At 71.3% G+C, this 25,338-nt stretch carries 25 protein-coding genes, 3 tRNA genes, 1 other RNA gene and 1 pseudogene; 10 read left to right on the plus strand and 20 right to left on the minus strand.

Annotated elements, in window-relative coordinates:
- Position 1: 1 nt before the first annotated feature.
- From ACYSUO_RS15460 to ACYSUO_RS15480, 5 genes are all read right to left on the minus strand, one after another.
- Positions 2–754, minus strand: coding sequence for a hypothetical protein (locus ACYSUO_RS15460; RefSeq protein WP_461776663.1), 753 nt, complete (start codon positions 752–754; stop codon positions 2–4).
- A 132-nt stretch (positions 755–886) separates the two neighbouring features.
- Complete coding sequence (locus tag ACYSUO_RS15465; RefSeq protein ID WP_461776664.1) at positions 887–1,825, minus strand: RNA polymerase sigma factor SigF; 939 nt, start codon at positions 1,823–1,825, stop codon at positions 887–889.
- A 247-nt stretch (positions 1,826–2,072) separates the two neighbouring features.
- A complete protein-coding gene (locus tag ACYSUO_RS15470) occupies positions 2,073–2,948 on the minus strand; it encodes an RNA polymerase sigma factor SigF (RefSeq protein ID WP_461776665.1) in 876 nt (291 codons plus the stop codon).
- 161 nt (positions 2,949–3,109) lie between these two features.
- The gene (locus ACYSUO_RS15475) at positions 3,110–3,403 is read right to left on the minus strand and encodes a Dabb family protein (RefSeq protein ID WP_426902634.1); all 294 of its coding nucleotides are present in this window, start codon (positions 3,401–3,403) and stop codon (positions 3,110–3,112) included.
- Positions 3,404–3,439: 36 nt separating this feature from the next.
- Entirely contained in the window at positions 3,440–3,613 is a 174-nt protein-coding gene (locus ACYSUO_RS15480) for a hypothetical protein (RefSeq protein WP_461776666.1), read from the minus strand.
- A gap of 438 nt (positions 3,614–4,051) precedes the next feature.
- On the opposite strand from ACYSUO_RS15480, the gene ACYSUO_RS15485 reads away from it, so the two are divergent.
- Positions 4,052–4,369, plus strand: coding sequence for a hypothetical protein (locus ACYSUO_RS15485; protein WP_461776667.1), 318 nt, complete (start codon positions 4,052–4,054; stop codon positions 4,367–4,369).
- Between the two features lie 57 nt (positions 4,370–4,426).
- On the opposite strand, the gene ACYSUO_RS15490 is transcribed toward ACYSUO_RS15485, so the two are convergent.
- The 4 genes from ACYSUO_RS15490 to ACYSUO_RS15505 all read right to left on the minus strand — a co-directional run bounded on the left by ACYSUO_RS15490 (position 4,427) and on the right by ACYSUO_RS15505 (position 6,053).
- Positions 4,427–4,511 (minus strand) — tRNA-Ser (locus tag ACYSUO_RS15490).
- A gap of 10 nt (positions 4,512–4,521) precedes the next feature.
- Entirely contained in the window at positions 4,522–4,980 is a 459-nt protein-coding gene (gene tadA, locus ACYSUO_RS15495; RefSeq protein ID WP_461776731.1) for a tRNA adenosine(34) deaminase TadA, read from the minus strand.
- 79 nt (positions 4,981–5,059) lie between these two features.
- On the minus strand, positions 5,060–5,614 hold the full coding sequence (locus tag ACYSUO_RS15500; protein WP_461776668.1) for a tRNA adenosine deaminase-associated protein: 555 nt from the start codon (positions 5,612–5,614) through the stop codon (positions 5,060–5,062).
- 205 nt (positions 5,615–5,819) lie between these two features.
- Positions 5,820–6,053, minus strand: a complete 234-nt coding sequence (locus ACYSUO_RS15505) for a hypothetical protein (RefSeq protein WP_461776669.1) — start codon at positions 6,051–6,053, stop codon at positions 5,820–5,822.
- Positions 6,054–6,191: 138 nt separating this feature from the next.
- Here ACYSUO_RS15505 and upp point away from each other — a divergent pair, with 138 nt between their 5' ends.
- The gene (gene upp / locus ACYSUO_RS15510) at positions 6,192–6,827 is read left to right on the plus strand and encodes a uracil phosphoribosyltransferase (RefSeq protein WP_399228682.1); all 636 of its coding nucleotides are present in this window, start codon (positions 6,192–6,194) and stop codon (positions 6,825–6,827) included.
- 73 nt (positions 6,828–6,900) lie between these two features.
- Here upp and ACYSUO_RS15515 read toward each other — a convergent pair whose 3' ends face one another.
- The 5 genes from ACYSUO_RS15515 to ACYSUO_RS15535 form a co-directional block, all read right to left on the minus strand.
- A complete protein-coding gene (locus ACYSUO_RS15515; RefSeq protein WP_461776670.1) occupies positions 6,901–7,551 on the minus strand; it encodes a LytR C-terminal domain-containing protein in 651 nt (216 codons plus the stop codon).
- Between the two features lie 124 nt (positions 7,552–7,675).
- Positions 7,676–7,972, minus strand: a complete 297-nt coding sequence (locus tag ACYSUO_RS15520) for a type II toxin-antitoxin system VapB family antitoxin (RefSeq protein ID WP_003955420.1) — start codon at positions 7,970–7,972, stop codon at positions 7,676–7,678.
- Positions 7,973–8,216: 244 nt separating this feature from the next.
- On the minus strand, positions 8,217–8,354 hold the full coding sequence (locus ACYSUO_RS15525; RefSeq protein ID WP_461776671.1) for a hypothetical protein: 138 nt from the start codon (positions 8,352–8,354) through the stop codon (positions 8,217–8,219).
- Between the two features lie 61 nt (positions 8,355–8,415).
- Positions 8,416–8,757, minus strand: a complete 342-nt coding sequence (locus tag ACYSUO_RS15530) for a hypothetical protein (protein ID WP_461776672.1) — start codon at positions 8,755–8,757, stop codon at positions 8,416–8,418.
- 188 nt (positions 8,758–8,945) lie between these two features.
- Positions 8,946–9,545 carry an HhH-GPD-type base excision DNA repair protein gene (locus tag ACYSUO_RS15535; RefSeq protein ID WP_461776732.1) on the minus strand — a complete coding sequence of 200 codons (600 nt, stop codon included), beginning with the start codon at positions 9,543–9,545 and terminating at the stop codon, positions 8,946–8,948.
- A gap of 124 nt (positions 9,546–9,669) precedes the next feature.
- On the opposite strand from ACYSUO_RS15535, the gene ACYSUO_RS15540 reads away from it, so the two are divergent.
- Complete coding sequence (locus tag ACYSUO_RS15540) at positions 9,670–10,011, plus strand: cupin domain-containing protein (protein ID WP_461776673.1); 342 nt, start codon at positions 9,670–9,672, stop codon at positions 10,009–10,011.
- A gap of 26 nt (positions 10,012–10,037) precedes the next feature.
- On the plus strand, positions 10,038–11,984 hold the full coding sequence (locus ACYSUO_RS15545; RefSeq protein WP_461776733.1) for a propionyl-CoA synthetase: 1,947 nt from the start codon (positions 10,038–10,040) through the stop codon (positions 11,982–11,984).
- Here ACYSUO_RS15545 and ACYSUO_RS15550 read toward each other — a convergent pair.
- Together ACYSUO_RS15550 and ACYSUO_RS15555 are read right to left on the minus strand one after the other, a co-directional pair.
- Complete coding sequence (locus tag ACYSUO_RS15550; RefSeq protein ID WP_461776674.1) at positions 11,961–12,662, minus strand: sensor domain-containing protein; 702 nt, start codon at positions 12,660–12,662, stop codon at positions 11,961–11,963. The two genes, ACYSUO_RS15545 and ACYSUO_RS15550, sit on opposite strands and share 24 nt — an antisense overlap.
- 170 nt (positions 12,663–12,832) lie before the next feature.
- Positions 12,833–12,917, minus strand: a tRNA-Ser gene (locus ACYSUO_RS15555).
- Positions 12,918–13,051: 134 nt separating this feature from the next.
- On the opposite strand from ACYSUO_RS15555, the gene ffs reads away from it, so the two are divergent.
- An RNA gene (ffs, locus tag ACYSUO_RS15560) (signal recognition particle sRNA small type) lies at positions 13,052–13,146 on the plus strand.
- 68 nt (positions 13,147–13,214) lie between these two features.
- Entirely contained in the window at positions 13,215–15,461 is a 2,247-nt protein-coding gene (locus ACYSUO_RS15565) for a DNA polymerase III subunit gamma and tau (RefSeq protein WP_461776675.1), read from the plus strand.
- Positions 15,462–15,539: 78 nt separating this feature from the next.
- Here the strand turns inward: ACYSUO_RS15565 and ACYSUO_RS15570 are convergent.
- Positions 15,540–16,745, minus strand: a pseudogene (locus ACYSUO_RS15570) (RNA-guided endonuclease InsQ/TnpB family protein); the annotation flags it as partial.
- Positions 16,746–17,047: 302 nt separating this feature from the next.
- On the opposite strand from ACYSUO_RS15570, the gene purD reads away from it, so the two are divergent.
- The 4 genes from purD to ACYSUO_RS15590 all read left to right on the plus strand — a co-directional run bounded on the left by purD (position 17,048) and on the right by ACYSUO_RS15590 (position 23,250).
- On the plus strand, positions 17,048–18,307 hold the full coding sequence (gene purD, locus ACYSUO_RS15575) for a phosphoribosylamine--glycine ligase (protein ID WP_426902617.1): 1,260 nt from the start codon (positions 17,048–17,050) through the stop codon (positions 18,305–18,307).
- A 393-nt stretch (positions 18,308–18,700) separates the two neighbouring features.
- On the plus strand, positions 18,701–20,539 hold the full coding sequence (locus tag ACYSUO_RS15580; RefSeq protein WP_461776734.1) for a hypothetical protein: 1,839 nt from the start codon (positions 18,701–18,703) through the stop codon (positions 20,537–20,539).
- Positions 20,540–20,757: 218 nt separating this feature from the next.
- Positions 20,758–22,245: a N,N-dimethylformamidase beta subunit family domain-containing protein gene (locus tag ACYSUO_RS15585; protein WP_461776735.1), complete on the plus strand. Its 1,488-nt coding sequence runs from the start codon at positions 20,758–20,760 to the stop codon at positions 22,243–22,245.
- A gap of 99 nt (positions 22,246–22,344) precedes the next feature.
- Positions 22,345–23,250 (plus strand): phosphoribosylaminoimidazolesuccinocarboxamide synthase, encoded by a 906-nt coding sequence (locus ACYSUO_RS15590; protein WP_461776676.1) that lies wholly within the window; start codon positions 22,345–22,347, stop codon positions 23,248–23,250.
- A 66-nt stretch (positions 23,251–23,316) separates the two neighbouring features.
- On the opposite strand, the gene ACYSUO_RS15595 is transcribed toward ACYSUO_RS15590, so the two are convergent.
- The 3 genes from ACYSUO_RS15595 to ACYSUO_RS15605 form a co-directional block, all read right to left on the minus strand.
- A tRNA-Gly gene (locus ACYSUO_RS15595) sits at positions 23,317–23,392 on the minus strand.
- Positions 23,393–23,436: 44 nt separating this feature from the next.
- Positions 23,437–24,045 (minus strand): response regulator, encoded by a 609-nt coding sequence (locus tag ACYSUO_RS15600; protein ID WP_461776677.1) that lies wholly within the window; start codon positions 24,043–24,045, stop codon positions 23,437–23,439.
- Positions 24,042–25,325 (minus strand): sensor histidine kinase, encoded by a 1,284-nt coding sequence (locus ACYSUO_RS15605; protein ID WP_461776678.1) that lies wholly within the window; start codon positions 25,323–25,325, stop codon positions 24,042–24,044. Before ACYSUO_RS15605 ends, ACYSUO_RS15600 begins: the two co-directional genes overlap by 4 nt.
- Between the last annotated feature and the right edge of the window lie 13 nt (positions 25,326–25,338).

Consider the following 25,338-nt stretch of genomic DNA (forward strand, 5'->3'; position numbering starts at 1 on the left):
CTCACTTCCAGTCGACGTCGACGTCCTTCGTCTCCAGGCGCATCCCGAGCGGGACGCGCCATTCGTCGACGCACACGGTCCACGTCTTCCGCTTCTTCTCCCCGGCCCCGATGGGCACGGGGAGCTTCTTCTTGACATCGACGGTCGCCCAGTCGATGCCCAGCGCGCCGATGACGTGCGTCTCGAAGGTCGCCGTGCCCGAACGCACCGCGCTGCCACCGGAGTTGTGCAGCGTCAGCGTCACGTCCTGACACCAGCGCTTGTCCGCCTTCTTGAGCTCCGGGTCGCCCGCGACCTTGAGCACGGCGGGGCCCGAGGAGGAGGGGGCCGCGTCGCTGTCGGGGGCGGTGTTCCCGGAGGGCTTGTCGGCGGCGGACGGTGCGCCGCTCTCGCCGGGGGTCTCGCCGGCCGGTGGGGCGCCGCCCGCGTCGGGGGCGTCCGCCTCGGTTTCCTGCCCGCCGGCCTTGGCTCCGCCGGTGTTGTCCCCACCGGCGCCGTCTGCACCGGCTCTGTCTCCACCGGCCCTGCCCGCCGCGCCCTTCTCCGACGGGTCCGGGGCTCCCGGGGTCTTCGCAGCCGGTGAGTCCAGCGGGACGAGTTCCACCTTGCCGGTGGGGGCGACCCGGTCGCCCGGGCTCGTGGGCGCCGCTCCTGCCGCACCCACGGCCACGTATCCATCGCGCCCGTCGCCACCGTCGAGTGCGACGACGGCGCCCGCGCTCACGCACACCACGGCGACCGAAGCGGCCCCCACGGCGGCCTTCCTGTGACCGAGCAACCAAGTCCGCAGCATCGCGCCAGTGTGTCTGACGCTCCGTCAATTCGGAAGCCCCCCTGGCTCTTGAGGAACAGGGGGCACTTCACTCCCGGCCGAACGGCGACCGGGTCAGTCGGCGATGAGACCCTCGCGCAGCTGCGACAGCGTCCGCGTGAGCAGTCGGGACACGTGCATCTGCGAGATGCCGACCTCCTCGCCGATCTGCGACTGCGTCATGTTCGCGAAGAACCGGAGCATGATGATCTGGCGCTCGCGCGGCGGCAGCTTGGCGAGCAGGGGCTTGAGCGACTCGCGGTACTCGACGCCCTCCAGGGCCGTGTCCTCGTAGCCGAGCCGGTCCGCGAGGGAGCCCTCGCCGCCGTCGTCCTCGGGCGCGGGCGAGTCCAGGGAGGACGCGGTGTACGCGTTGCCCACGGCAAGACCGTCGACCACGTCCTCCTCGGAGACGCCGAGCACCACGGCGAGCTCAGGGACGGTCGGCGAGCGGTCCAGCTTCTGCGCGAGCTCGTCGCTGGCCTTGGTCAGCGCGAGGCGCAGCTCCTGGAGGCGGCGCGGCACGCGCACCGACCACGAGGTGTCGCGGAAGAAGCGCTTGATCTCACCGACGACCGTGGGCATCGCGAACGTCGGGAACTCCACGCCCCGTTCGCAGTCGAAACGGTCGATCGCCTTGATCAGACCGATCGTGCCGACCTGGACGATGTCCTCCATCGGCTCGTTGCGACTGCGGAACCGGGCGGCCGCGTAGCGCACCAGCGGCAGGTTCAGCTCGATCAGGGTGTCGCGGACGTACGCCCGCTCCGGGCTGTGCTCGTCGAGCGTGGCAAGACGCAGGAACAGGGAACGGGACAGGGTACGGGTGTCGATGGACCCGCTCGCCGGAGGCGTCACGGACACCTCGGGGCTCTCGGCGGCCTGGGCCGGAACCGAAGCGGGAACAGGAGCGTCGATCAGCGCGGCAGGCGTCTGCTCGCTCATGTCATCGGTCGCGGCGGGCGCGCCGGGCGTGAGCGTGAGCACCTTCGAGCTGCCCTGGTCTGCGGACATGCCACCCCCTTGAGGTCGCGGACGGTCGCGGCGGACGCTCCCGTCAGGTAAGAGCGCAGCCTCCACCTGAATACCGGACGGGGGACTGCGCCAAACGCCGTTCCAGCAGAATGTCACATGTCGGCAACACGCTGTAGTGACATGTCGACATGTATGGGATGGAACGGTGCAGGAAGCGAGGGGTGTGGCGGGAGTTGGCGCGGATTCCGGCGGGAAAAGCGCCGCGCGCTTTGTCTACCCGATCGAGCTAGGCTTCGATCCTGTTTGCGGACCGAAGTCGAGCGAAGCTGCGGGCGAGGAGTCTTGACACGTGCATCTGTGAGACACCCAGTTCCGCGCTGATCTGAGATTGCGTCAGATTGCTGTAGTAGCGAAGCAAAAGGATCCGCTGCTCCCGCTCGGGCAGCTGTACGAGAAGGTGCCGTACGAGATCGCGGTGCTCGACGCCGTCCAGCTCCGGGTCCTCGTAGCCGAGCCGGTCGAGCAGGCCCGGCATCCCGTCGCCCTCCTGCGCCGCCTCCAGGGACGTCGCGTGGTACGAGCGTCCCGCCTCGATGCAGGCGAGCACCTCGTCCTCGCCGATCCGCAGCCGCTCGGCGATCTCGGCGGTGGTCGGGGAGCGCCCGAAGGCCGTCGTCAGGTCCTCGGTGGCGCTGTTGACCTGCACCCACAGCTCGTGGAGGCGGCGCGGCACGTGCACGGTGCGGACGTTGTCCCGGAAGTACCGCTTGATCTCGCCGACGACCGTGGGCATCGCGAAGGTCGGGAACTGGACGCCGCGGTCCGGGTCGAAGCGGTCGATGGCGTTGATCAGGCCGATGGTGCCGACCTGGACGACGTCCTCCATCGGCTCGTTGCGGCTGCGGAAGCGGGCCGCGGCGTAGCGCACCAGCGGCAGGTTCGCCTCGATCAGGGCGCCGCGCACCCGGGAGTGCTCGGGGCTGCCCGGCGGGAGCTCCTTGATCTGGGCGAAGAGGACCTGGGTCAGCGCGCGGGCGTCGGCGCCGCGGCTCTTCGCGGGCGCCGGTGGCACCTCGGGTGGTGCCTCGGGCGGTGCTTCTTGAGGCGCAGTACTGGCCGGCACGGTCAACTCCACCTCTGTTCCCGTCAACTCATCGGTCAAAAGCGGTCATAGCATCACAAGACATGTGCACTGTGTGCAAGCACCGCATAACTCCGTGTTGAAGGCCGAGTTGGGCCACGCGGAGGGGTTCAGGACGCGCGAAAGCCCCTCACCGTTCCGGTGAGAGGCTTCTCGAACGTGTGACGGTCCGGAGGGTGGGCTCAGAACTCGTAGTCCGCGATCACCCACGTGGCGAACTCGCGCCACATCGCGACGCCCTCCTGGTGCGCGGGGTGCTCGATGTACCGCTTCAGTGCGTCGGTGTCCTCGACGGCCGAGTTGATCGCGAAGTCGTAGGCGATCGGCCGGTCGGTGATGTTCCAGTCGCACTCCCAGAACGTCAGCTCGGGGATCTTCCCGCCCAGCGCGCGGAAGGCCTCGACGCCCTCGACCACGCGCGGTTCGTCACGGCTCACGCCGTCGTTGAGCTTGAAAAGGACCAGATGGCGGATCACGGGGCGCTCCCTGCGGTGCTGACGGCCGGCTTGCGGCTACTTCCCGCCGTTGACGACCCAGGTCATGAAGTCGCCTATGGACTGGGCGGCGGACGATACGCCTTCGAACCCTATCTGGACGTAATCGGCGGCCTTGGCGGGGTCAGTGATGATCACGTAGAGCACGAAGACCACTCCGACGAAGATTCCGATTTTCTTCGACTGAACCACGTTGCCTCCCCGTACCCGTGTCCTGGCCCCGTCCGACCCCTGTCGAACGGCGGCGAGTCTAACGCGGACGATCACCGACGCGACCTTTAAGGACCAACGGCCTCCGGTTATGGGTCCTTTGCCGACATCCCGCATCGTCACAAAGGGGCAGTATTGGTGATGAGCCCGGAGGGTCTGGCAGGAATCCGATGGGCAGGGACGTGACCCCGACTGCGGGGTCCGCGCCGCGCTTCCCCCCGAAGCGGCGCGGGCTACGGGAGTCCGTCCTCATCGGGGGGAGTGGCTTGTCCCCCCGATGCCACTCCCCCCGACCCGAAACGTGAAGGCCCCGACACCTCTGGGCAGGTGTCGGGGCTTTTCCGTGTCCATGGCTTCACGCAACGTGTCCCGGGAACACCATGGGTTCGCCTACAGGACGCGTACAAGGAGGGACTTCCCATGGCCAACCAGACCCAGAACCTCGGAAGGGGAAGCACCACGGGCGCGGAGAGCTTCTGGTACATCCTCGGGTGCATCTCGTTCGGGGCCGCCTATTTCGCGAAGGTCCCCACGAAGAAGGCCCTCAGTGAGTACGGCCTCTGCGAGATGACCAGCGCCGAGAAGTTCTGGTACGTGGTGCAGAACATCTGCTTCGGCGCCGGCTATCTGGCCAAGGTCCCCGTGAAGAAGGCGCTGTCCGAGGTCCGCTTCGGTGTCGATCAGCCCCCGCAGGGCCGGCCGTCCTGGCCGCCCGCGGCGGGTCCGCAGGCCGGCTGAGCGCGGCCGGGCAAAAGCGAAGGGGCGGATCCTTGTCGGATCCGCCCCTTCGAACGGCGGTAGCGGAGGGATTTGAACCCTCGGAGAGTTTCCCCTCACTCGCTTTCGAGGCGAGCTCCTTCGGCCGCTCGGACACGCTACCGAGAGGAACTCTAGCCCATGGTGGGCCGTGGTCCGAAATCCGTATCTCTGAAGAAACGGGTGAGCTGTGTCGCACACTCCTCGGCGAGTACGCCGGAGATCACTTCGGGCCTGTGGTTGAGCCGCCGGTCGCGGATCACGTCCCACAGCGAACCGGCCGCCCCCGCCTTCTCGTCGCGGGCGCCATAGACGACCCGGTCGATACGGGACTGTACGAGCGCGCCCGCGCACATGGTGCACGGCTCCAGGGTGACGACGAGCGTGCACCCCGTGAGCCGCCACTCTCCTCCTTCTTGCGCCGCCCTGCGCAGCGCCAGCACCTCGGCGTGCGCGGTCGGGTCCCCGGTCAGCTCACGCTCGTTGTGCGCCCGCGCGAGCACGGTGGTCCCGTCCGGCGCCAGTACGACGGCGCCGACGGGCACATCACCGCCCGCCGCGGCGAGCCCGGCCTCGGCCAGGGCCTGCCGCATCGGCGGCTTCCAGGGGTCTCGTACGGGATCGGGAACGGTGTCGGAGGGTGTCACGGCGAGGAATCTATCGCCGCGGCGGTCAGCGCACCGCCTCGAGGACCTCCGATGCCCCCAGGGCGTCGGCGATCTCGCTCAGCGCGTCCGTCCCGTCGAGGGTCAGCAGATCCTTCTCGGTGACGCCGAGGTCGACCAGGACTCCGCTGTCGCCGAGCGGGCCGGGCGGCACCACCTCGGCTCCGGCGTCCTCGTCGTCGGACGCGCTCTCGCCGTCCGGTTCGCCGTCCTCCGTACCGTCCAGGTCCAGGGCGTCCAGATCGTCGACGACGCCCGAACCGTCCGGAGCCTTGCCGAGCAGTTCGTCGGTGAGCAGGATCTCGCCGTAGCTGCTGCGGGCGGCCGCGGCAGCGTCGGAGACATAGATGCGAGGATCCTCCTCGCCGTCGATGCGGACGACGCCGAACCAGGCGTCCTCTTGTTCGATGTAGACGAGGATCGTGTCGTCCTCGGCGCCGGCCTCGGCCGCCGCCTCGCGGGCCAGGTCGGACAGGTCCGACAGGGTCTCCACGTCGTCGAGCTCTGTGTCGCTCGCTTCCCACCCGTCTTCGGTGCGCGCGAGCAGTGCGGCGAAGTACACCGTGACTCTCCCACTGGTCTTAAGGGTGCCGGTCGGAAATCCCCCCGGCGGGGCCTGGGAGGCGGGGAGTGCAGTTCAAGCCCCGCCCACTCGGAATCGTGGCAGAAAGTCCGGCTCCAAGAGAGGTCTTCCGCGCGCTGTCTTCGTGGCGCGTCCTCCGCGCGGGCCCGCGAGACGGCAATCCGGGGCGGATCGGCCGGGCCCGTCACCAGCGAAACGTGCGCATACGCATCTGCTGTCGCATCCGTGCCGCCCGGGCGCGGCGTGGCTGGACCCTGGCCCGCAGCTCCCGCGCCTCGGTCAGTTCCCGCAGGAACAGGGCCCGCCTGCGCCTGCGCTCGGCGTCCGTCTCGTTCTCCGTCTCCGGATCCCGCTCGGTCCCGGCCCCGGTCCCGCCCGACTCCCGCTCGGGCCGCTCCCGACGCTTCTCGTCCGCCATCGGCCACACCACCCCAGTCCGCCCAGTCGGCGCCAGTCGGAGCCAGTCGGCGAGTCCCTTCCACCTTCCCTCCGTACCGGCCGTTGATGCCACCGCGCGGGGGAGCCGCGGCCCTGTGGCCCGGTTACTGTTGAGGACATGCGGATCCACGTCGTCGACCACCCTTTGGTGGCGCACAAGCTCACCACGCTGCGCGACCAGCGCACCGACTCCCCGACCTTCCGGCGCCTGGCCGACGAGCTGGTCACCCTGCTCGCCTATGAGGCGACCCGGGACGTGCGCACCGAGCAGGTCGACATCGACACCCCCGTCTCGCGGACGACCGGCGTCAAGCTGTCGCACCCGCGCCCGCTGGTGGTGCCGATCCTGCGCGCGGGCCTCGGCATGCTCGACGGCATGGTGCGCCTCCTGCCGACCGCCGAGGTGGGCTTCCTCGGCATGGTGCGCAACGAGGAGACGCTGCAGCCCGCGACGTACGCGACGCGGATGCCGGACGACCTCTCCGGGCGCCAGGTGTACGTCCTGGACCCGATGCTGGCCACGGGCGGCACGCTCGTCGCGGCGATCCAGGAACTGATCAAGCGCGGCGCCGACGACGTCACGGCCGTGGTGCTGCTCGCCGCCCCCGAGGGCGTCGAGATCATGGAGCGCGAGCTGGCCGGCACGCCGGTCACCGTCGTGACGGCCTCCGTCGACGAGCGGCTCAACGAGCACGGGTACATCGTCCCGGGCCTCGGCGACGCCGGGGACCGCATGTACGGGGTCGCCGAGTAACCGACGCCGTACGGGAACGGGAACGGAAAAGCCGCGGACGAACCGTCCGCGGCTTTTCGCTGTACGGGTCCCGTCAGCAGCCCGAGCCGGAGGCAGAGGGCTTCGGCTTCGGGTGGCTCAGCGCCGTCAGCGCCTTGTCCGCGGCCGGCTTCTTCGTGAGCTTCTTGAAGCCGGAGCCGATGATCAGGTCGACCTCGGTCGGCTTCGCGCGCTTGTCCGACTTCAGCTCGGCGCCGGTCAGCTGCGTGCCGAGGACCGGGAGCGCCGCTTCGGTGGCCGCGGAGGCGCCGAGCAGTATGCCGGGGCCCTTGACCTTCTTGTCGTACGCCTTCGTCGCGTTGCCCACGTCGCCGATCTTGAAGCCGCGCTTCTTCAGCTCGTCCGCGGTGTCCTTGGCCAGGCCGCCGCGGGCCGTGGCGTTCAGAACGTTCACCGTGATCTGGGAGGGCTTCGGCAGCTTCTGGGCCGCCTTGCCCGGGGAGGCCGACGCACTCGGCTTCCGCTCGCAGGCGCCGGACTTCGCACCCGCGGCGCTGGCCTTGTCGCCGCCCGTGAAGACATCGACCAGTTGGAACGATCCCCAGCCGATCAGTCCGATCGCGGCGACGGACGCGACGACCGCGAGCACGATCCTGCTGTGCGGACGCCCGCGCCGCATGCGGGGGTACTTGTCCCCTGTGATGCGGTACTTGCCGCCCATGCCGGGTGGAGTGAGCATGCTCATGAGCGCAGCGTAATCCTGTGCGGCGACGATGCCTATTAAATGATCACGGTCAGTCGCTCAGTCCAACCCAAAAGGGCCAATGCGGACTTGAGACGCTGTCAGTGGGACGGGTGTGCGAGCCGGGTCAGCCGAGCTCGAGCACGCGCGCGTGCAGCACCTGGCGCTGCTGGAGCGCGGCGCGCACGGCGCGGTGCAGGCCGTCCTCCAGGTAGAGATCGCCCTGCCACTTCACGACGTGCGCGAAGAGGTCGCCGTAGAACGTCGAGTCCTCGGCGAGCAGGGTCTCCAGATCGAGCTGGCCCTTGGTCGTCACCAGCTGATCGAGGCGGACCGGGCGCGGCGCGACGTCCGCCCACTGCCGGGTGCTTTCCCGGCCGTGGTCGGGGTACGGCCGGCCGTTTCCGATGCGCTTGAAGATCACACGGAAAGCCTACCGGGCCGGGCTCTCCGGGCGCAGCCATGGGGACGCGGTACACAGCCGGTAAATACCGGCCTTAACCGGTTCCAACCGGGTCCAGTCGAGCGACGCACAGGGGCCTGAAATGAGTGGCGCCGTCGGTGAGTTGGTGGAGAGCAGGCGTGTTCGTGGCCCTTCCGGGGTAGTGGCGCGCGCTTCGTTGACGGGTGGTTCCCCGCGTCCCGCGCGGGGGCGCGGGGAACCGGCTTCAGCGGTCGTTCTTCCTGCCCGGCTTCCGCCGGTCGCGCGAGGTGGGCGGGGCCGTCTTCTCCGTAGTGGCGCGTTCGCCGCGTGCGGCCTCCGCGCGCATCAGGGCGCGCAGGAGCGCGTAGGGGTCCTTGGGCATGGGTGCTGCCGTCCTTCTGGAAGTCGTGCGTGTGTGCTGACGGGTCCGGGGGCGGGGCCCGTCAGCAGCGCAGGACGACGGTGCGCAGGGCGCGGCGGGACGGCGGTGCGGGCTGCGCCGTGGTGTCGGGGCGCGCGGCGACGAGGAGGCGCGGCGGGGCGCACGGGGGCGGGGTCGTGAGGAGCCGGACGGGATGGCCCGTCGGCAGCCGGAGGGCCTCTTCGGAGGCGTCCCTGGTCCCCTCGCCCGGCTCGCAGGAGGAGGCGGCGGCGGGCGGCGGCGCGGAGGCCTCCGCGGGCGCGGCGGCGACCGGCGCGAGCAGCAGGGCGAGCAGCACCACGAGCGCGCGCACCAGGCCCGGGACACGGTGGCCCGGGCCTGCGGCGGACGCGACGACGCTCATGCCCGGTCATCTGCCCACCACCGACCACGAGGTGATCCACGGAGCGGCAGATCCGCCCTCATGGGTTACGGGGACCTGCATCCGGCTGACGGAGATTAAGCCCCGCAGGGGGCACCTCCCAGCGTTAGCTGGGGGAGATTGAGGCGCGGGGTCCGGGGCAGAGCCCCGAGTCGTCCACCACGGCTCCGCTACTTGGCGGCCTTCGCCGCCTTCTCCGCCTTCGCCGCGGCCTTCATCTCCTGCTTGTGCGCCCGCACCTTCGTGAGGGACTCCGGTCCGGTGATGTCGGCGACCGAGCGGTACGCCTTCGGCTCCCCGTACGCACCCGCCGCCTCGCGCCAGCCCGTGGGCCGCACGCCGAGCTGCTTGCCGAGCAGGGCCAGGAAGATCTGGGCCTTCTGCTTGCCGAAGCCGGGCAGGTCGTTGAGGCGCCGCAGCACCTCCTTGCCGGTGTCGACGCCCTCCCACACGGCGGCCGCGTCCCCGTCGTAGTGGTCCACGAGGTACTGGCACAGCTGCTGCACCCGCTTGGCCATGGAGCCGGGATAGCGGTGCACGGCCGGCTTCTCGGAGAGCAGCGCGGCGAAGGCCTCGGGATCCTGGGCGGCGATCTCGTACGCGTCGAGGTCGTCGGTGTTCAGGCGCGTGGCGATGGTGCGCGGGCCCGCGAACGCCCACTCCATGGGCACCTGCTGGTCGAGCAGCATCCCGACGAGCGCGGCGAGCGGACTGCGGCCGAGGAGTTCGTCGGCGGCGGGCTCCTGGGCGAGGTGGAGGGTGACGTCCATACGGCTCATACGTCGATGATCGCGCCGCGCCGTCCGGGTCGCCACGCCGGGGTGTGCCCCGGTGCCACCACGATCGGGCGCCATCGCGTCGCATAGGGCCGCCGTCCGAGGTAACCCTGACGTCATGGCTTCCACGACCCCCGCCCCGTACGATCTCGCGGCCCTCGCCGACGACCATCTGACCGCGGCCCGCAAGGCCGAACACGGCCGCAGCGCGGAACTCCTGATCAAGGAGGACCCGCTGCTGCGGCAGAGCGTCATCGCCTTGACCGAGGGCAGCAACCTGGAGGAGCACAACGCCCCGCCCGCGGCCACCCTCCAGGTGCTGCGCGGCCGCGTCCGCCTCACCGCGGTCTCCGGCGACGTCACCCTCACCCAGGGCCAGCTGCACCCGATCCCGCAGGAGAAGCACGGACTCATCGCGCTGACGGACGCTGCCGTGCTGTTGACGGCGGTCACCGCCTGACCTGATCGTGTTCCCGTCGCCACGGGATCCATCGGGCCCGCAGGTCGGGCTCTGCGCAAAGGAGTGCGGGCATGCCGTCGTACGAGGAAGTCTTCCGAGCGAGCACCGAGGACCCGGAGGCCTTCTGGCTCACGGCGGCCGGTGCGATCGACTGGGACACGCCCCCGACCAGGGCGCTGGACTCCTCGCGGGCGCCCTTCCACCGCTGGTTCCCCGACGGCGAACTGAACGTCTGCCACAACGCCCTCGACCGCCATGTGGCGGCGGGCCGCGGCGCCCAGCCCGCACTCGTGTACGACTCCCCGGTGACGGACACCAAACGCACGTACACCTACGAGGAGTTGACCGACCAGGTCGCCGGCTTCGCGGGAGTGCTGACCGGCCTCGGAGTGACCCGCGGCGACCGGGTCGTCCTCTATATGCCGATGGTCCCGGAGGCCGTCGTCGCGATGCTCGCCTGCGCGCGGATCGGCGCCGTGCACTCGGTCGTCTTCGGCGGATTCGCGGCGAACGAACTGGCGGTACGGATCGACGACGCGGCACCGAAGGTCGTCGTCTCGGCGTCCTGCGGCATCGAGGGGGCGCGCGTCGTCCCGTACAAGCCGCTCCTCGACCAGGCCGTGGACCTGTCGCAGCACAAGCCGGACGCCTGCGTGATCCTCCAACGCCCCGAGGGCCCGGCCGAATTGACGCCCGACCGGGACGTGGACTGGATGGAGGCGATGCGCGACGCACACCCCGCGGCCTGCGTCCCGATGGCGGCGACGAACCCCCTGTACATCCTCTACACGTCCGGAACGACCGGAAAACCCAAGGGAGTCGTCCGCGACTGCGGCGGCTACGCGGTCGCGCTGCGCTGGTCCATGGAGGCCGTGTACGACGTGGGGCCCGGCGAGGTGATGTTCACCGCGTCCGACGTGGGCTGGGTCGTCGGCCACTCGTACATCGTGTACGCCCCGCTGCTGGCCGGCGCCACGACCGTCCTCTACGAGGGGAAACCGGTCGGCACCCCGGACGCCGGCCAGTTCTGGCGGGTGGCGGCGGAGTACGGGGTGAAGACGCTGTTCACGGCGCCGACGGCGTTCCGGGCGATCAAGAAGGTCGACCCGGAAGGCGAGTTCACGCGCGCGTACGACCTGAGTTCGCTGACGTACCTGTTCCTCGCCGGGGAGCGGCTCGACCCGGAGACGTACCACTGGGCGAGCGAGCTGCTCGGCATCCCGGTGATCGACCACTGGTGGCAGACCGAGACGGGCTGGCCGATCGTCGCGAACCCGGTGGGCATCGAGGCCGCGCCGGTCAAGGCGGGCTCCCCGACGTTCCCGCTGCCGGGCTGGGACGTGCGGGTCGTGGACGGGGACGGCAAGCCGATGGCCCCCGGCGAGGACGGCGCCATCGTCGTACGCCTCCCGATGCCGCCCGGCTCCCTGCCGACCCTCTGGAACGACGACGAGCGCTTCGTCTCCTCGTACCTCTCCGCGTTCGACGGCTACTACCTGACCGGCGACGGCGGGCACGTGGACGAGGACGGCTATGTGTTCGTGATGGGGCGGACGGACGACGTCATCAACGTCGCGGGGCACCGCCTGTCCACGGGCGGGATGGAGGAGGTGCTCGCCTCCCACCCGGATGTCGCCGAGTGCGCCGTGATCGGCGTCGCGGACTCGCTCAAGGGCCAAGTGCCACGCGGACTGGTCGTGTTGAAGGCGGGCGTCGCGTCGGACCCCGCGGTGGTCGAGGCGGAACTCGTCCAGCTCGTACGGGACCGGATCGGCGCCGTCGCGTCCCTGAAGGAGGTCGCCGTGGTGGCGGCCCTGCCCAAGACCCGCTCGGGGAAGATCCTGCGCAGGACGATGCGCGGAATCGCCGACGGCCTGGACGAACCAGTGCCGTCGACGGTCGATGACGTATCGGTCCTGGACGCGCTGCGGCCGGTCCTCACGCGGGGGTCAGCGGGTGGCGCCCAGCAGTGAGCGGATCGCGACGCGGTCCAGGTTCGTCAGGCCGCGCACCAGCTGCGGCGTCAGGAACACAAGCACGAACCCGATGGCCGAGACCGCGGCGATCTGCGCGGGCGACTCCACGTAGTACGCGTGGTGCACGCCCGCGTCGGTCGTGAAGTCGTAGAGCCGGTAGCCGGGCCAGTCCAGGTAGCGGTGGAAGACCCAGGAGTAGGTGGGGAAGAGCGCGACGACCCACCCGGTGACCAGGAACGTCACGGACAGGACGAAGGACAGCACGCGCCACGGGAACATCACCGCGTGGAAGAGCAGCGCCTTCCACCCCGCGGCGTCGGCGAGCCGCCCGCGCAGCCCGGATGCGGGAGCCGCGGGCGCCGCCACGTCCAGACCGAGGAGGGAGCGGGCCCGGCCCCGCTCGGCCGCGCCGAGACCGCGCGCCCCGCCCAGCGCTGCCGCGAGGACCGGAACACCGATCCACACGACGAGCGTGCTCACGCCCAGGGCGAACATCGTCACGGCGAAGACGAACCCGGCGATCGCGACGGGCAGCGACGTGAGCGTGTGGCCGATCTCGCGGTAGGTGGCACCGGCGAACGGAGCGCGCCAGAACCCGGGGCGCGCGTACGGGCGGCCCGGGGCCCGGGGTGTGGTCGAAGTGGTGCTCGCGTACGGCAGCGTGGTCGAGGTCATGCCACCAGCCTCGCGATTCGACGGCGCGGGGGACATGGGGCTGCGGGGTGTCTTGGGGGTGGGGTTTTCCCCAGGTCGGCCCGCCCCGGCAGCGATTCATGGGCACGACGAAGACTCGAACGGGAACGACGAAGGCCCGGACCGATTGCTCGGTCCGGGCCTTCCGCCGGCGGAGGATACGAGATTCGAACTCGTGAGGGGTTGCCCCCAACACGCTTTCCAAGCGTGCGCCCTAGGCCACTAGGCGAATCCTCCGCCGCAAACAATACAAGACGCTGAAGGGTGCTCGCGACCACGTTGATGATCAAGGTCGTCGACGGATCGGTCGACCGAACCGGGGGTCGGACCTCCGGGTTCTTTCCACGGTGGGGGATCGGGTACTGTTGGCGTCAGCCCCTCACGTGGCGCTATCTGACTGAACTCCCCCAGGGCCGGAAGGCAGCAAGGGTAAGTCGGCTCTGGCGGGTGCGTGGGGGGCGTTTACGTTTCCGGGGCGCTCCCGATACCCGTGGGCGGGTCCGGTTGTCAGTGGGCACCTATAGCCTCGTATGCGTGTCGTCTCTCGCGCTCTACCGCCGTTACCGCCCGGAGTCGTTCGCCGAGGTCATCGGGCAGGAACATGTAACCGACCCGCTGCAGCAGGCGCTGCGGAACAACCGGGTCAATCACGCGTACCTGTTTTCGGGCCCGCGCGGCTGCGGCAAGACGACCAGTGCGCGCATCCTGGCCCGCTGTCTCAACTGTGAGCAGGGTCCCACCCCGAATCCGTGCGGGGAGTGCCAGTCCTGCCAGGACCTCGCGCGCAACGGGCCGGGTTCGATCGACGTCATCGAGATCGACGCCGCTTCGCACGGTGGTGTGGACGACGCCCGTGATCTGCGCGAGAAGGCCTTCTTCGGGCCCGCCTCCAGCCGCTACAAGATCTACATCATCGACGAGGCCCACATGGTCACGTCGGCGGGGTTCAACGCGCTGCTGAAGGTGGTCGAGGAGCCCCCGGAGCACCTCAAGTTCATCTTCGCGACCACCGAGCCCGAGAAGGTCATCGGGACGATCCGGTCCAGGACGCACCACTACCCCTTCCGGCTCGTGCCGCCGGGGACGCTGCGCGACTACCTGGGCGAGGTGTGCGGCAAGGAGGCCATGGCGGTCGAGGAGGGCGTGCTGCCGCTCGTCGTCCGGGCCGGCGCGGGCTCCGTGCGTGACTCCATGTCCGTCATGGACCAGCTGCTCGCCGGCGCGGGCGACGACGGTGTGACGTATGCCATGGCGACCGGTCTGCTCGGGTACACGGACGGTTCGCTGCTCGACTCCGTCGTCGAGGCGTTCGCCACCGGTGACGGTGCCGCGGCCTTCGAGGTCGTGGACCGGGTCATCGAGGGCGGCAACGACCCGCGGCGCTTCGTGGCCGACCTGCTCGAGCGGCTGCGGGACCTCGTGATCCTGGCCGCCGTTCCCGACGCCGCGGAGAAGGGGCTCATCGACGCCCCGGCCGATGTGGTGGAGCGGATGCAGGCGCAGGCGAGCACGTTCGGCGCCGCCGAGCTCAGCCGCGCCGCCGACCTCGTCAACGAGGGACTGACCGAGCTGCGCGGCGCCAACGCCCCGCGGCTCCAGCTCGAGCTGATCTGCGCGCGCGTGCTGCTGCCCGCCGCGTACAACGACGAACGTTCGGTCATGGCCCGCCTCGACCGCATCGAGCGCGGCGGAGTCTTCACGCCGGGCGGGCAGGGGCCCGCGCCCTCCATGGCGTACGTTCCCGGGCCCGATGCCCATGCCGCTCCCCCCGCTCAGGCGCCCGCGCCCGTCGTCGAGCCCGGTGGCGGGCCCGCGGCGGCTCGGGCCGCGGTGCGAGGAGGGGCGCCGGGCGGCGGTCCCGGCGCGGCTCAGGCCCCGGCTCCCGCGGCGCCGGTGGCTCCGCAGGCCCAGGCCCCCGCTGCTCCGGCTCCGACCCAGGCACCCGCCCCGGCCCCGGCTCCCGCCCCGCCCGCGGAGGCCCAGCCCGCTCCGGCCGCCACCCCCGGCTCCTGGCCCACCGCCGCCCCGGCAGGCGGCGGTGCCGGTCGCAGGCCCGGCGGGTGGCCCACGGCCGCGGCCGCGGGTTCCGGCCAGCCGCCCGCCCCGGCCGCACCACAGGCGGCAGCCCCCGCGCCGAGCCCCACCCCGCAGCAGCCGGCCCCCGCGCCGATGGCGGCGGCCCCGGCCGGCGGCCCGGACCCCCGGACGCTCTGGCCGAACATCCTGGAGGCGGTGAAGAACAAGCGCCGCTTCACCTGGATCCTGCTCAGTCAGAACGCGCAGGTCACGGGCTTCGACGGCACCACACTCCAGCTCGGCTTCGTGAACGCGGGCGCCCGTGACAACTTCGTGAGCAGCGGCAGCGAGGACGTGCTGAAGGCGGCGCTGTCCGAGCAGTTCGGGGCGAACTGGAAGATCGACGCCGTCGTCGACACCTCGGGCGGAGGCGGCTCGCCCCCGCCGCCCGGCCCCGGCGGCGGATACGGCGGCGGTGGCTACGGCGGCGGGTACGCCCCCGCGCCCGCCCCGGCTCCGGCGCCCGCACCCCCGGCGCAGTCCTCGTCGCCCACCCCTCAGTCCTCGGCGTCCGGCGCGGCCCCGGCCGCACCCGCCCCGGCCCCGGCCCCCGCGCCCTCCGAGCCACCCAGACGCTCGGTGTCGGTGGAGGACGACATCCCGGAGGACGACGACCCGGACCTCGACGAGAAATCCCTCTCGGGCCACGACCTGATCGTCCGCGAACTGGGCGCGACGGTGGTCGAGGAGTTCACGAACGATTGACTTGCTCCTCGGGCTCCAGCCCGAGGATTCTGGTCTTTTCCCGACGTGTTGCTGTGCCGCGTACGCGGCACAGCATTCGGTGGGGATCCCGTGGCTTCCTGTTTCTGTGCGCTGTGCCGGGACTGCTCCCGGTCTTACCGGCGCTCCGCAGGCTGATGCCGCCAGTCCGGCGGCCGTCTTGATGTTGATCGCGGCGTTGACGTCCCGGTCATGGACGGTCCCGCAGGCGGTACACGTCCATTTCCGGACGCCCAAGGGTTTGGGTCCGTCCTTGACGCCGCAGGTGGAGCAGGTCTGGGAGGTCGGCTCGAAGCGGCCGATCCTGACCAGGGTGCGGCCGTACCGAGCCGCTTTGTACGCCAGCATGCCGACGAAGGTGGACCATCCGGCGTCGTGCACGGACTTGGCCAGCTTGGTGCGCGCCAGTCCCGCCACCGACAGGTCCTCCACGGCGATCCCTTGGTTCTCGGAGATCAGCTTCGTGGAGAGCTGGTGGTGGAACTCGCGGCGCGCGTCGGCGACCTTGGCGTGGGCGCGGGCAACCTTGAGGCGGGCCTTGGCCCGGTTCTTGGATCCCTTCTGTTTGCGGGACAGCTCCCGCTGGGCCTTCTTCAGCTTCTTCTCCGCGCGCCGCAGGAAGCGGGGCGAGTTGATCTTCGTGCCGTCGGAGAGGACCGCGAAGTGGGTGAGTCCGAGATCGATACCGATGGTGCGGTCGGTTGCCGGCATCCGCGCCTGGTCGGCGGCAGGGTCGGTGTCGATGACGAAGGAGGCGAAGTACCGGCCTGCCGCGTCCTTGATGACGGTGACCGAGGTGGGGGTGGTGGGCAGGGCGCGGGACCACTTCACCTTCACCGCGCCGATCTTCGGCAGGTTCAGGCGGCCGCTGTCGGTGATGTTCCAGCGGGCGTTGGCGGTGAACCGGACCGACTGCCGGGCGTCCTTGCGAGACTTGAAGCGGGGCGGGCCAAGTCGCGGGCCTTTGCGGACGCCTTTGAGGGAGGCGAGGAAGTTGCGGTAGGCGGCTTCGGCGTCCCGCAGGGACTGCTGGAGCACGACTGCGGACACTTCCCCCAGCCAGGACCGCTCGCTCGTCCGTTTGGCCTCGGTGATCAGAGAGCGGGACAGCTCCCCGGCCGTAGGGGAAGGCCGCCCCGCCTTGCGGGCGTCCTCACGGGCACGCACCACGTCGTTGAACACGACACGGGCACACCCGAACGCCCGCGCCAACGCGGCGCGTTGACCAGGCTCCGGGTACAACCTGAAGGCGTACCGAAGCTGCATGCGAAGATCGTACGAACGGACCATACCCTCCGTAACCGGGAACACCCGTTCTTCCCATCACCCTCGCCAGGCACCGCGCTGCCCGGCACCACCGAAACGACATCGTGACGCTCCGCACCGCAGCCACGGGATCCGCTTCACCACCGGGCTGGATCGGGGCAGCACGACCGACCAGCGGCACCCCGCCCCCCATGGAGTGGCCCTGCCTCATGGAACGGCTGGAGGAATCCACAAACCTCCGCTCCTCCCGCCTTGGGTAGCCCGTACAAGACCACCCCGGTCGTGCGGATAGGCTGACCGGCGTGAAGGTCCTCGTCATCGGCAGCGGCGCCCGCGAACACGCCCTGTGCCGCTCAATGTCCCTCGACCCCGACGTCACCGCCCTGCACTGTGCTCCCGGCAACGCAGGCATCGCCGAGGTCGCCGAGCTGCACGCGGTCGACGCCCTCGACGGCGCGGCGGTCACCGCCCTCGCCCAGGAGCTGGAGGCCGACCTCGTTGTCGTCGGCCCCGAGGCACCCCTGGTCGCCGGTGTCGCCGACGCGGTCCGCGCCGCCGGCATCCCCGTCTTCGGCCCGTCCGGCGAGGCCGCCCAGCTGGAGGGCTCCAAGGCGTTCGCCAAGGACGTCATGGCCGGCGCAGGCGTGCCCACCGCCCGCTCGTACGTGTGTACCAACGCGGCGGAGATCGACGAGGCGCTCGACGCGTTCGGCGCCCCGTACGTCGTGAAGGACGACGGTCTCGCCGCCGGCAAGGGCGTCGTCGTGACCGAGGACATCGAGGAGGCCCGCGCCCACGCGAAGGCCTGTGAGCGCGTCGTCATCGAGGAGTTCCTCGACGGCCCCGAGGTCTCCCTCTTCGCGATCACCGACGGCACCACCGTCGTCCCGCTGCAGCCCGCGCAGGACTTCAAGCGCGCGCTCGACAACGACGAGGGCCCCAACACCGGTGGCATGGGCGCCTATTCGCCGCTCCCGTGGGCCGACCCGAAGCTGGTCAGGGAAGTCCTCGACACGGTGCTGCAGCCGACGGTCGACGAGATGGCGCGGCGCGGCACCCCGTTCTCGGGCCTGCTCTACGCCGGTCTCGCGATCACCAGCCGCGGCGTCCGCGTCATCGAGTTCAACGCCCGCTTCGGCGACCCGGAGACCCAGGTCGTCCTGGCCCGCCTCAGGACCCCGCTCGCCGGTGTCCTGCTGGCGTCGGCGAACGGCACGCTGGCCGACCTCGAGCCGCTGCGCTGGAGCGAGGACGCGGCCGTCACCGTCGTCGTCGCCTCGCACAACTACCCCGGCACCCCGCGCACCGGCGACCCGATCACCGGGCTCGACGAGGTGGCCGCGCAGGACGCCCCGAACGCGTACGTGCTGCATGCCGGCACCAAGCGCGACGGCGAGAGCGGCGCGGTCGTCAGCGCGGGCGGCCGCGTGCTGTCCGTCACCGCGGTCGGCGGCGATCTGACGCAGGCCCGCGAGCGCGCGTACGCCGCCGTGGACCGCATCGGCCTCGACGGCTCGCAGCACCGCACGGACATCGCCGCGAAGGCCGCCACCGGCCAGTGACACCGGGCCCGGTGGCCGCTTCGGGTCGGTGACATCGGCTCCGAAGGCCGATACCGGCCACTGGCACGGACCCGCCGCCGGGCAGGCCACACCCTCGCCTGCCCGGCGCCCGATGTCACCCACCTCTGCCCAAAGCCATTCCATCGAGTGACCGCTGGCCCAACCGGCTGACGAGGCCGGAACCCCCAACTAGGGTGCGGCGCACGGAGTTACGGCACCCGTGCGAGCCGCGCAGAACCAGACGGACCACCGGCATTGCGATGTCAGTGGCGGGTGCCATTGTGGGGGAGTGAGCAACGCCACCAGAGCTCTGCCGCGGGCCTCGGCCCCTGGTTGGGCAACAGGCAAGGGCAGCAGGGGGTGACATCGGTCGTGTCCGGTACGGGTGTGGAGATGGGTGCGCAGAGTGCGCGCTCCCGAGCCCTCGCCGTGCTGCGCATCCGCAGCAGGGCGACGGCCGTCGCGGTGCTTCCCGCAGCCGCCTCCGTGGTGCTGCTCGCGGGAGGCACCACCGGCCATCTGACGGGCGGGGGGTGGGACGTCGCGCGCGGCGTCGTGAGCGCCATCGCCCTCGTCGTCCTGATCGCGGCCGCTGCCGTAGCCCTCGTCGTGGCGCGCGCCCGCCCGGCCGTCAGTCCGACGGTCCCGATCGCCGAGAACACCGCCCCCGATCTGTACCGGCTGGTGCGCGACCTGGCCGACCGGCTCGACGTTCCGGCGCCCTCGGCGATAGCGCTCACCCCGGACTGCGACAGCTGGCTCGAGGACCGTACGCATCCGGCCCATGGCCCGCCCACGCGCCGCGGGCAGAGCCCCGCCCCCGGGCGGAGCGGTGCGGACGGGGCCGGTGATCCCAAGGCTCCCGCCGCGCCCGTCCTCGTCATCGGCTCCCCCTTCCTGTGGTGGATGCGGGTGGGCGAGCTGCGCGCGGTCCTGGCCCCGGTCGTCGCCGGTACGGGCCCTTCGGCGCACCCCGACATAGCGGCGGCCCGGCGCTTCATCCGCGGCCTCGACGCGGCGGTGGCGGTCTCCTCCGGCGACGGCCGCGGGCCGGTGGCCCGCGCCGTGCTCGGCGGTGTCGGCCGGGTCGCCCGGCTGCTGCTGACCGGTTGCCGGGTGCACGCCGCCGAGATGGAGCGCGGCGTCGCCGCGGCCGCGGCCGAGCGCGCCCAGGCGGTGGACTACGGACTGCGGATCGTCGCCCAGGAGCAGGTCGGCCTCGCGTACGCGGGCTGGGACCGGCTGCTCACGCGGGTCGCGCTGCCGGCCTGGCGGATGGGCCGCTGGCCCGCGCGGCTGGACGCGGGCGTGGTCGCGGCGCTGACCGAGCTGTCCCGGCGCGATCGCCTCGCGGCGCAGGACGGGAGCTTTGCGTCGCGGCTCGGCGAGCGTCCGGCGTGCGATCTGCTCGAAGAGCCCGGGACCGTCGACGAGGCGGCGTCGCTGCTCGCCGCCCGTCTCTTCCACGGCGGGCCTGCCGAGCGTGGCCCGGACTGGGCGCCGGTGGACTGGCAGGAGTATCCGGACGAGGTCGTGGACCGGAAGTGGCGGATGGATGCGGCTCGGCTGCATCGGGTGCTGGACAGTTTGGGCGTACGGGTTCCCTCCGGGGGTTCGGAGGGGCCGACGTTGGCGCGGGTGCTGGATCACCTTGCTGCGCCTGCGCCTCGGGACCCCGTAGCGGACGGGCCCTCCGCGCCCACGTCTCGGGGCTCTGCCCCGGGCCCCGCGCCTCAATCGCCGGCGGGGCTTGAAAAGCCTGCTCAATCGCCGCAGGGGCTTGATTTGGCCGACCGGCTTGAAGCGGCCGATGAGGGTGACGTGGATGAGAGTCCGCTTGGGGTGCTTTCTGCTGGGCTCGCCGCCGAGGTGGCCCGTGAGGAGAGTGCGCGGCCCGCGGCGGCCGGGCCTCCGGCGGGGCAGGGGAGTCCGGACGGGGCGCTGTGGGACGAAGGGGCGTTGCCGCTGTTTCCGCTGCAACCGCCGCGCAGTGGGCGGGAGTTGCTGGCCGACCACGTCACCGCGATGGTCTGCTGCGCCGCCGTGGACACGGCGGGCGCGGCGCCGGGCCTGGACTGGCTGGACGGCCCGTCGCTGCTGGTCGACGGGGAGCGGACGGCCGATCTGACGCCCCGCGTGCTGAGCCTCGTGGAGGACGGCGACGTGGAGCCGCTCAAGGACTGGCTGACCCGCCGGGGCATCCGCGCGGAGAAGCCGGTGCGCCTCGTGTGAGCCACAGTCCCGGCGCCGCCCCAACTCCCGGAAATCCGGAGGGAATCGTTCCACTCTCGTCAATTCGCGACGAACGGTGACGGAGTGCGTGCGTAATGTGATGTGCTGGGACCGGTCGCGGACATGACGCCGCGGGTGAGGGCTCGGGGGAGCGAGGGAGGGGAGCGGGCATGGGGCCGGACAGGGAGGGGCACCCGAAGGACCTGGCGAGCAACGACATGCCCCCGCCCCGCCCGCATACGACCCGCTGGGAATCGGGCGCGCTGGCGCACGCGGTCACGGACCCGTTCGGACAGGGACCGCTCCCCTGGCTGCGCGGAAGTGAGCATTACTTCGACGACACCGGACATGTCGTTCCCTGGTACGTCGACCATGTGTCGCAGCCCGGCAGCCGCGACATCCCGGCCCCCCGCACCAGCGGCCCCCGCACCGCCGACGACGTGCACCGCCAGATCAAGGGCTTCACCTCGACCGGCGCGGCGGCCCCCGGCGAGGCGATCGACTTCCACATCACGGTGGACCCGCCCCAGCAGTTCACCGTGGACGTCTACCGCATCGGCCACTACGGCGGCGACGGCGCCCGAAAGATCACCACGAGCCCGCGCCTGTCCGGCATCGTCCAGCCGCCCCCGCTGACCGCGGACCGCACGGTGTCCTGCCACCACTGGTGGCTCTCGTGGCGCCTGCACATCCCGTCGTACTGGAACGTCGGCGCGTACGTCGCCGTCCTCACGACGCTGGACGGGTACCGCTCGCACATCCCCTTCACGGTCCGCGACGACGAGCCCGCCGATCTGCTGCTCCTGCTCCCGGACATCACCTGGCAGGCGTACAACCTCTACCCGGAGGACGGGCGGACGGGCGCGAGCCTGTACCACGCGTGGGACGAGGACGGCCGGCTGCTCGGCGAGAGCGAGGCCGCGATCACGGTCTCCTTCGACCGCCCGTACGCGGGCGCGGGCCTCCCCCTGCACGTGGGGCACGCCTACGACTTCATCCGCTGGGCGGAGCGCTACGGCTACGACCTGGCCTACGCGGACGCCCGCGATCTGCACGCGGGCCGCATCGACCCGACCCGCTACCGCGGCCTGGTCTTCCCCGGGCACGACGAGTACTGGTCGGCGAACATGCGCCGCACGACCGAGCTGGCCCGGGACACCGGGACATCGCTCGTCTTCCTCTCCGCCAACACCATGTACTGGCAGGTGGAGTTGGGCCCGTCGGCGTCCGGGGTCCCGGACCGGCTGCTCACCTGCCGCAAGCGCAGGGGCCCCGGAAAGCCGACGCTGTGGCGGGAGATCGACAAGCCGGAGCAGCAGCTGATGGGCATCCAGTACGCGGGCCGGGTCCCCGACCCGCACCCGCTGATCGTGCGGAACGCGGATCACTGGCTGTGGGAGGCGACCGGCGCGCACGAGGGGGACGAGATAGCGGACCTCGTCGCCGGTGAGGCCGACCGCTACTTCCCTCGGACATCGTTGCCGGAGCACCAGGACCGCATCCTGCTCGCGCACTCCCCGTACCGCGACAGCGACAAGGCCCGCAGGCACCAGGAGACGTCCCTGTACCGCTCGCCGTCCGGAGCGCTGGTCTTCGCGTCCGGGACGTTCGCCTGGTCCCCGGCCCTGGACCGCCCCGGCCACGTCGACCCCCGGATCCAGCGGGCGACGGCGAATCTCCTCGACCGCATCTGCAAACGCGACTGACGAGACCGAGCCCACAGCGCGCCACCTCACCCCATGGCCAAAACCCGCCCCCACGTACGGGAGAATCGGGGTACTCGTACAGACCCACGGGGAGGAACCATGTCCGGATTCGTCGAAAAGCCCGAGCCAGTACAGGTGCCGGGCCTGGTGCATCTCCACACCGGCAAGGTGCGGGACCTGTACCGGAACGAGGCGGGCGACCTCGTCATGGTCGCCACCGACCGCATCTCGGCCTACGACTGGGTGCTGCCCTCGCCGATCCCGGACAAGGGCAAGGTCCTCACGCAGCTGTCCCTGTGGTGGTTCGACCAGCTCCAGGACCTGATCCCGAACCACGTCATCTCGCAGGAGCTCCCCGAGGGCGCCCCGGCCGACTGGGCGGGCCGCACGCTCATCTGCAAGAGCCTGGACATGGTCCCGGTCGAGGCGGTGGCCCGCGGCTACCTCACCGGCTCGGGCCTCGTCGAGTACAACGAGTCGCGCACGGTCTGCGGCCTCGCCCTCCCCGAGGGCCTGGAGGACGGCTCCGAGCTGCCCGCCCCGATCTTCACGCCCGCCACCAAGGCCGAGGTCGGCGAGCACGACGAGAACGTGAGCTACGAGGAGGTGGCCCGCCGGATCGGCGCCGAAACGGCCGCCCAGCTGCGGCAGTCCACGCTCGCCGTCTACAGCCGCGCCCGGGACATCGCGCGCGAGCGCGGCATCATCCTGGCGGACACGAAGTTCGAGTTCGGCTTCGACAAGGACGGCACCCTGATCCTCGGTGACGAGGTGCTGACCCCGGACTCCTCCCGCTTCTGGCCCGCCGACCAGTGGCAGCCGGGCCGCGCCCAGCCGAGCTACGACAAGCAGTTCGTGCGGGACTGGCTGACCTCGCCGGCCTCCGGCTGGGACCGCAAGAGCGAGCAGCCGCCGCCGGCGCTCCCGGACGAGGTCGTCACGGCGACCCGCGCCAAGTACATCGAGGCGTACGAGCTGCTGACGGGCACGCCCTGGGACGCGTAACCGCAGGACAAAGAGACATGACAAAGAGAAAGGCCCCCGGTCCGAGGACCGGGGGCCTTATCTCTGTGGAGCGAACGACGAGGTTCGAACTCGCGACCTCAACCTTGGCAAGGTTGCGCTCTACCAACTGAGCTACGTTCGCAAGCGCCGCTTTCGCGGTGCTGCTGCGCCGTGGCGCGACGCCAACTATACCCAACCTCGCTGGCGCGCGAGACGCACCGCCGCGTGACGGTTCTCGACGCCGAGCTTCGAGACGGCCGACGAGAGATAGTTCCGGACCGTCCCCTGGGACAGCGCGGCCCGCTCCGCGATCTCCGACACGGGTGCGCCGTCGGCCGCGAGTTCCAGGACCTCGGCCTCGCGCGCGGTCAGCGGCGTGTCCCCAGCCGAGATCGCGTCGGCCGCCAACTCCGGGTCCACATAGCGGTTTCCGGCGTGCACGGTACGGATGATCTCGGCGAGCCGCTGCGCGCTCACCGTCTTCGGTACGAAGCCGCGCACGCCCGCGGCGAGGGCCCGCTTCAGATGCCCCGGACGCCCGTGACTGGTCACGATCATGGTGCGGCACCCGGGCAGTTCGTCCCGGATCGATGTGGCCACACTCACACCGTCGGCGCCCGGCATCTGCAGATCGAGTACGGCGACGTCCGGCCGGTGCGCCCGCGCCATGGCGAGCGCCTCGGGCCCAGTGGCGGCCTCGGCGACGACGACGAGATCGTCCTCGAGCGCGAGCAGCGCGGCGAGCGCGCCCCGGATGAGGTGCTCGTCGTCGGCCAGCAGTACGTGCACGGTCATCGGACGCCCTCCGTGGACGCCTCTCGTACGTCGGTCGGCCCTGGTGCGCCCGTCACCGGTACCTTCGCCACCACCCGGAACACTCCCGCCCGCACTTCTCCCGCCTCCAACTCCCCGTCCACCGCGGCCAACCGCTCCCGCAACCCCGCGAGCCCCGACCCCTGCCCGCCCCCGGCACTTGCCCCCGCCCCGTCGTTCTCCACCGTCAGCACGAACTCCTCCGCCCCGGTCACCAGCTCCACCCGGCAGGCCTTCGCATCGCCGTGCCGCAGCACGTTCGTCGTGGCCTCCCGCACCACCCAGCCGAGGGCCGACTGCGCCTCGCCCGGCAGGCCCGCCGCGGACCCGGTGACCGTGCAGGCGATCCCGGCGGCGCTCAACACACCCTGCGCGCCCGCGAGTTCGACGCCGAGATCGACCTCGCGGTACCCCCGTACGACCTCGCGGACCTCCTTCTGCGAGTCCTGCGCGATGCGCTGCACCTCGGTCATCTGCGCCACGGCGTCCTCGGTCCGCCCGCGCCGCGCGAGCTGCACCGCGAGCTCGCTCTTGAGCGCGACGACGGACAGATTGCGGCCCATGACGTCGTGCAGGTCACGCCCGAACCGCAGCCGCTCCTCGGCGACGGCGAGCCGGGCCTTGGTCTCGCGGGCCTCGTGCAGGTCCCACATGCCGCGCAGCGTCCACCCCGAAGGGCGCATCGTGCACACGCCCCACAGCCCGCCGAACAGCACGCCGACCGTCGAGACGAAGATCAGTCCCGAGTGGCCGGCCAGCCCGAGCCCCACGCCCGTGGCGCAGGTCAGAGCGAGGGCCGCGAGCAGGGCGGTCCACCGCCACGCGGTGACCAGGCTCAGCGCCCCGAAGTACGGCAGCAGCGCCGCGCCGAGGGCGAGCACGAACAGCGGGAAGTCGTCGGGAGCGACGAACGTGGCCAGGGCGAGCAGCGTGCCCGTCGCGCCCAGCATCAGGACGGCGCCGACCACGAACGCGTTCCGGTCGAGGGGGGCGCGCCCCAGATAGACGTCGAGGCCGCGCGCCGCCAGCCGGGTGTTCCAGGCCCCCTGGGCCACCCCCAGGACGACGGTCACGACGATCAGCGCCCCGGGGGCCGCGGCGCGGACGGGCCCGGTCACCGACAGGGCGATCTGCGAGAGCAGCATCGTCCAGACGACCACGTACAGAGTGACGCGGGTGTACAGCTCGATCTGCGCGATGTTGCTCCGGTTGTGCCAGCCGGGAATCCGCCGGTGGCGCGCCCACCACTGCCTTGCCCGCACCGCTACACCCCTC

This window comes from Streptomyces sp. UC4497 (genome assembly GCF_054871485.1).

What these genes read in the sequence shown, in the direction of transcription:
- ACYSUO_RS15465 (WP_461776664.1), bottom strand. Translation starts at nt 1,825, where the DNA reads ATGTCCGCAGACCAGGGCAGCTCGAAGGTGCTCACGCTCACGCCCGGC.
- ACYSUO_RS15485 (WP_461776667.1), top strand. Translation starts at nt 4,052, where the DNA reads ATGGCCAACCAGACCCAGAACCTCGGAAGGGGAAGCACCACGGGCGCG.
- tadA (WP_461776731.1), bottom strand. Translation starts at nt 4,980, where the DNA reads ATGCGGCAGGCCCTGGCCGAGGCCGGGCTCGCCGCGGCGGGCGGTGAT.
- ACYSUO_RS15505 (WP_461776669.1), bottom strand. Translation starts at nt 6,053, where the DNA reads ATGGCGGACGAGAAGCGTCGGGAGCGGCCCGAGCGGGAGTCGGGCGGG.
- upp (WP_399228682.1), top strand. Translation starts at nt 6,192, where the DNA reads ATGCGGATCCACGTCGTCGACCACCCTTTGGTGGCGCACAAGCTCACC.
- ACYSUO_RS15515 (WP_461776670.1), bottom strand. Translation starts at nt 7,551, where the DNA reads ATGAGCATGCTCACTCCACCCGGCATGGGCGGCAAGTACCGCATCACA.
- ACYSUO_RS15525 (WP_461776671.1), bottom strand. Translation starts at nt 8,354, where the DNA reads ATGCCCAAGGACCCCTACGCGCTCCTGCGCGCCCTGATGCGCGCGGAG.
- ACYSUO_RS15530 (WP_461776672.1), bottom strand. Translation starts at nt 8,757, where the DNA reads ATGAGCGTCGTCGCGTCCGCCGCAGGCCCGGGCCACCGTGTCCCGGGC.
- ACYSUO_RS15535 (WP_461776732.1), bottom strand. Translation starts at nt 9,545, where the DNA reads ATGGACGTCACCCTCCACCTCGCCCAGGAGCCCGCCGCCGACGAACTC.
- ACYSUO_RS15540 (WP_461776673.1), top strand. Translation starts at nt 9,670, where the DNA reads ATGGCTTCCACGACCCCCGCCCCGTACGATCTCGCGGCCCTCGCCGAC.
- ACYSUO_RS15550 (WP_461776674.1), bottom strand. Translation starts at nt 12,662, where the DNA reads ATGACCTCGACCACGCTGCCGTACGCGAGCACCACTTCGACCACACCC.
- ACYSUO_RS15580 (WP_461776734.1), top strand. Translation starts at nt 18,701, where the DNA reads ATGGGTGCGCAGAGTGCGCGCTCCCGAGCCCTCGCCGTGCTGCGCATC.
- ACYSUO_RS15585 (WP_461776735.1), top strand. Translation starts at nt 20,758, where the DNA reads ATGCCCCCGCCCCGCCCGCATACGACCCGCTGGGAATCGGGCGCGCTG.
- ACYSUO_RS15590 (WP_461776676.1), top strand. Translation starts at nt 22,345, where the DNA reads ATGTCCGGATTCGTCGAAAAGCCCGAGCCAGTACAGGTGCCGGGCCTG.
- ACYSUO_RS15600 (WP_461776677.1), bottom strand. Translation starts at nt 24,045, where the DNA reads ATGACCGTGCACGTACTGCTGGCCGACGACGAGCACCTCATCCGGGGC.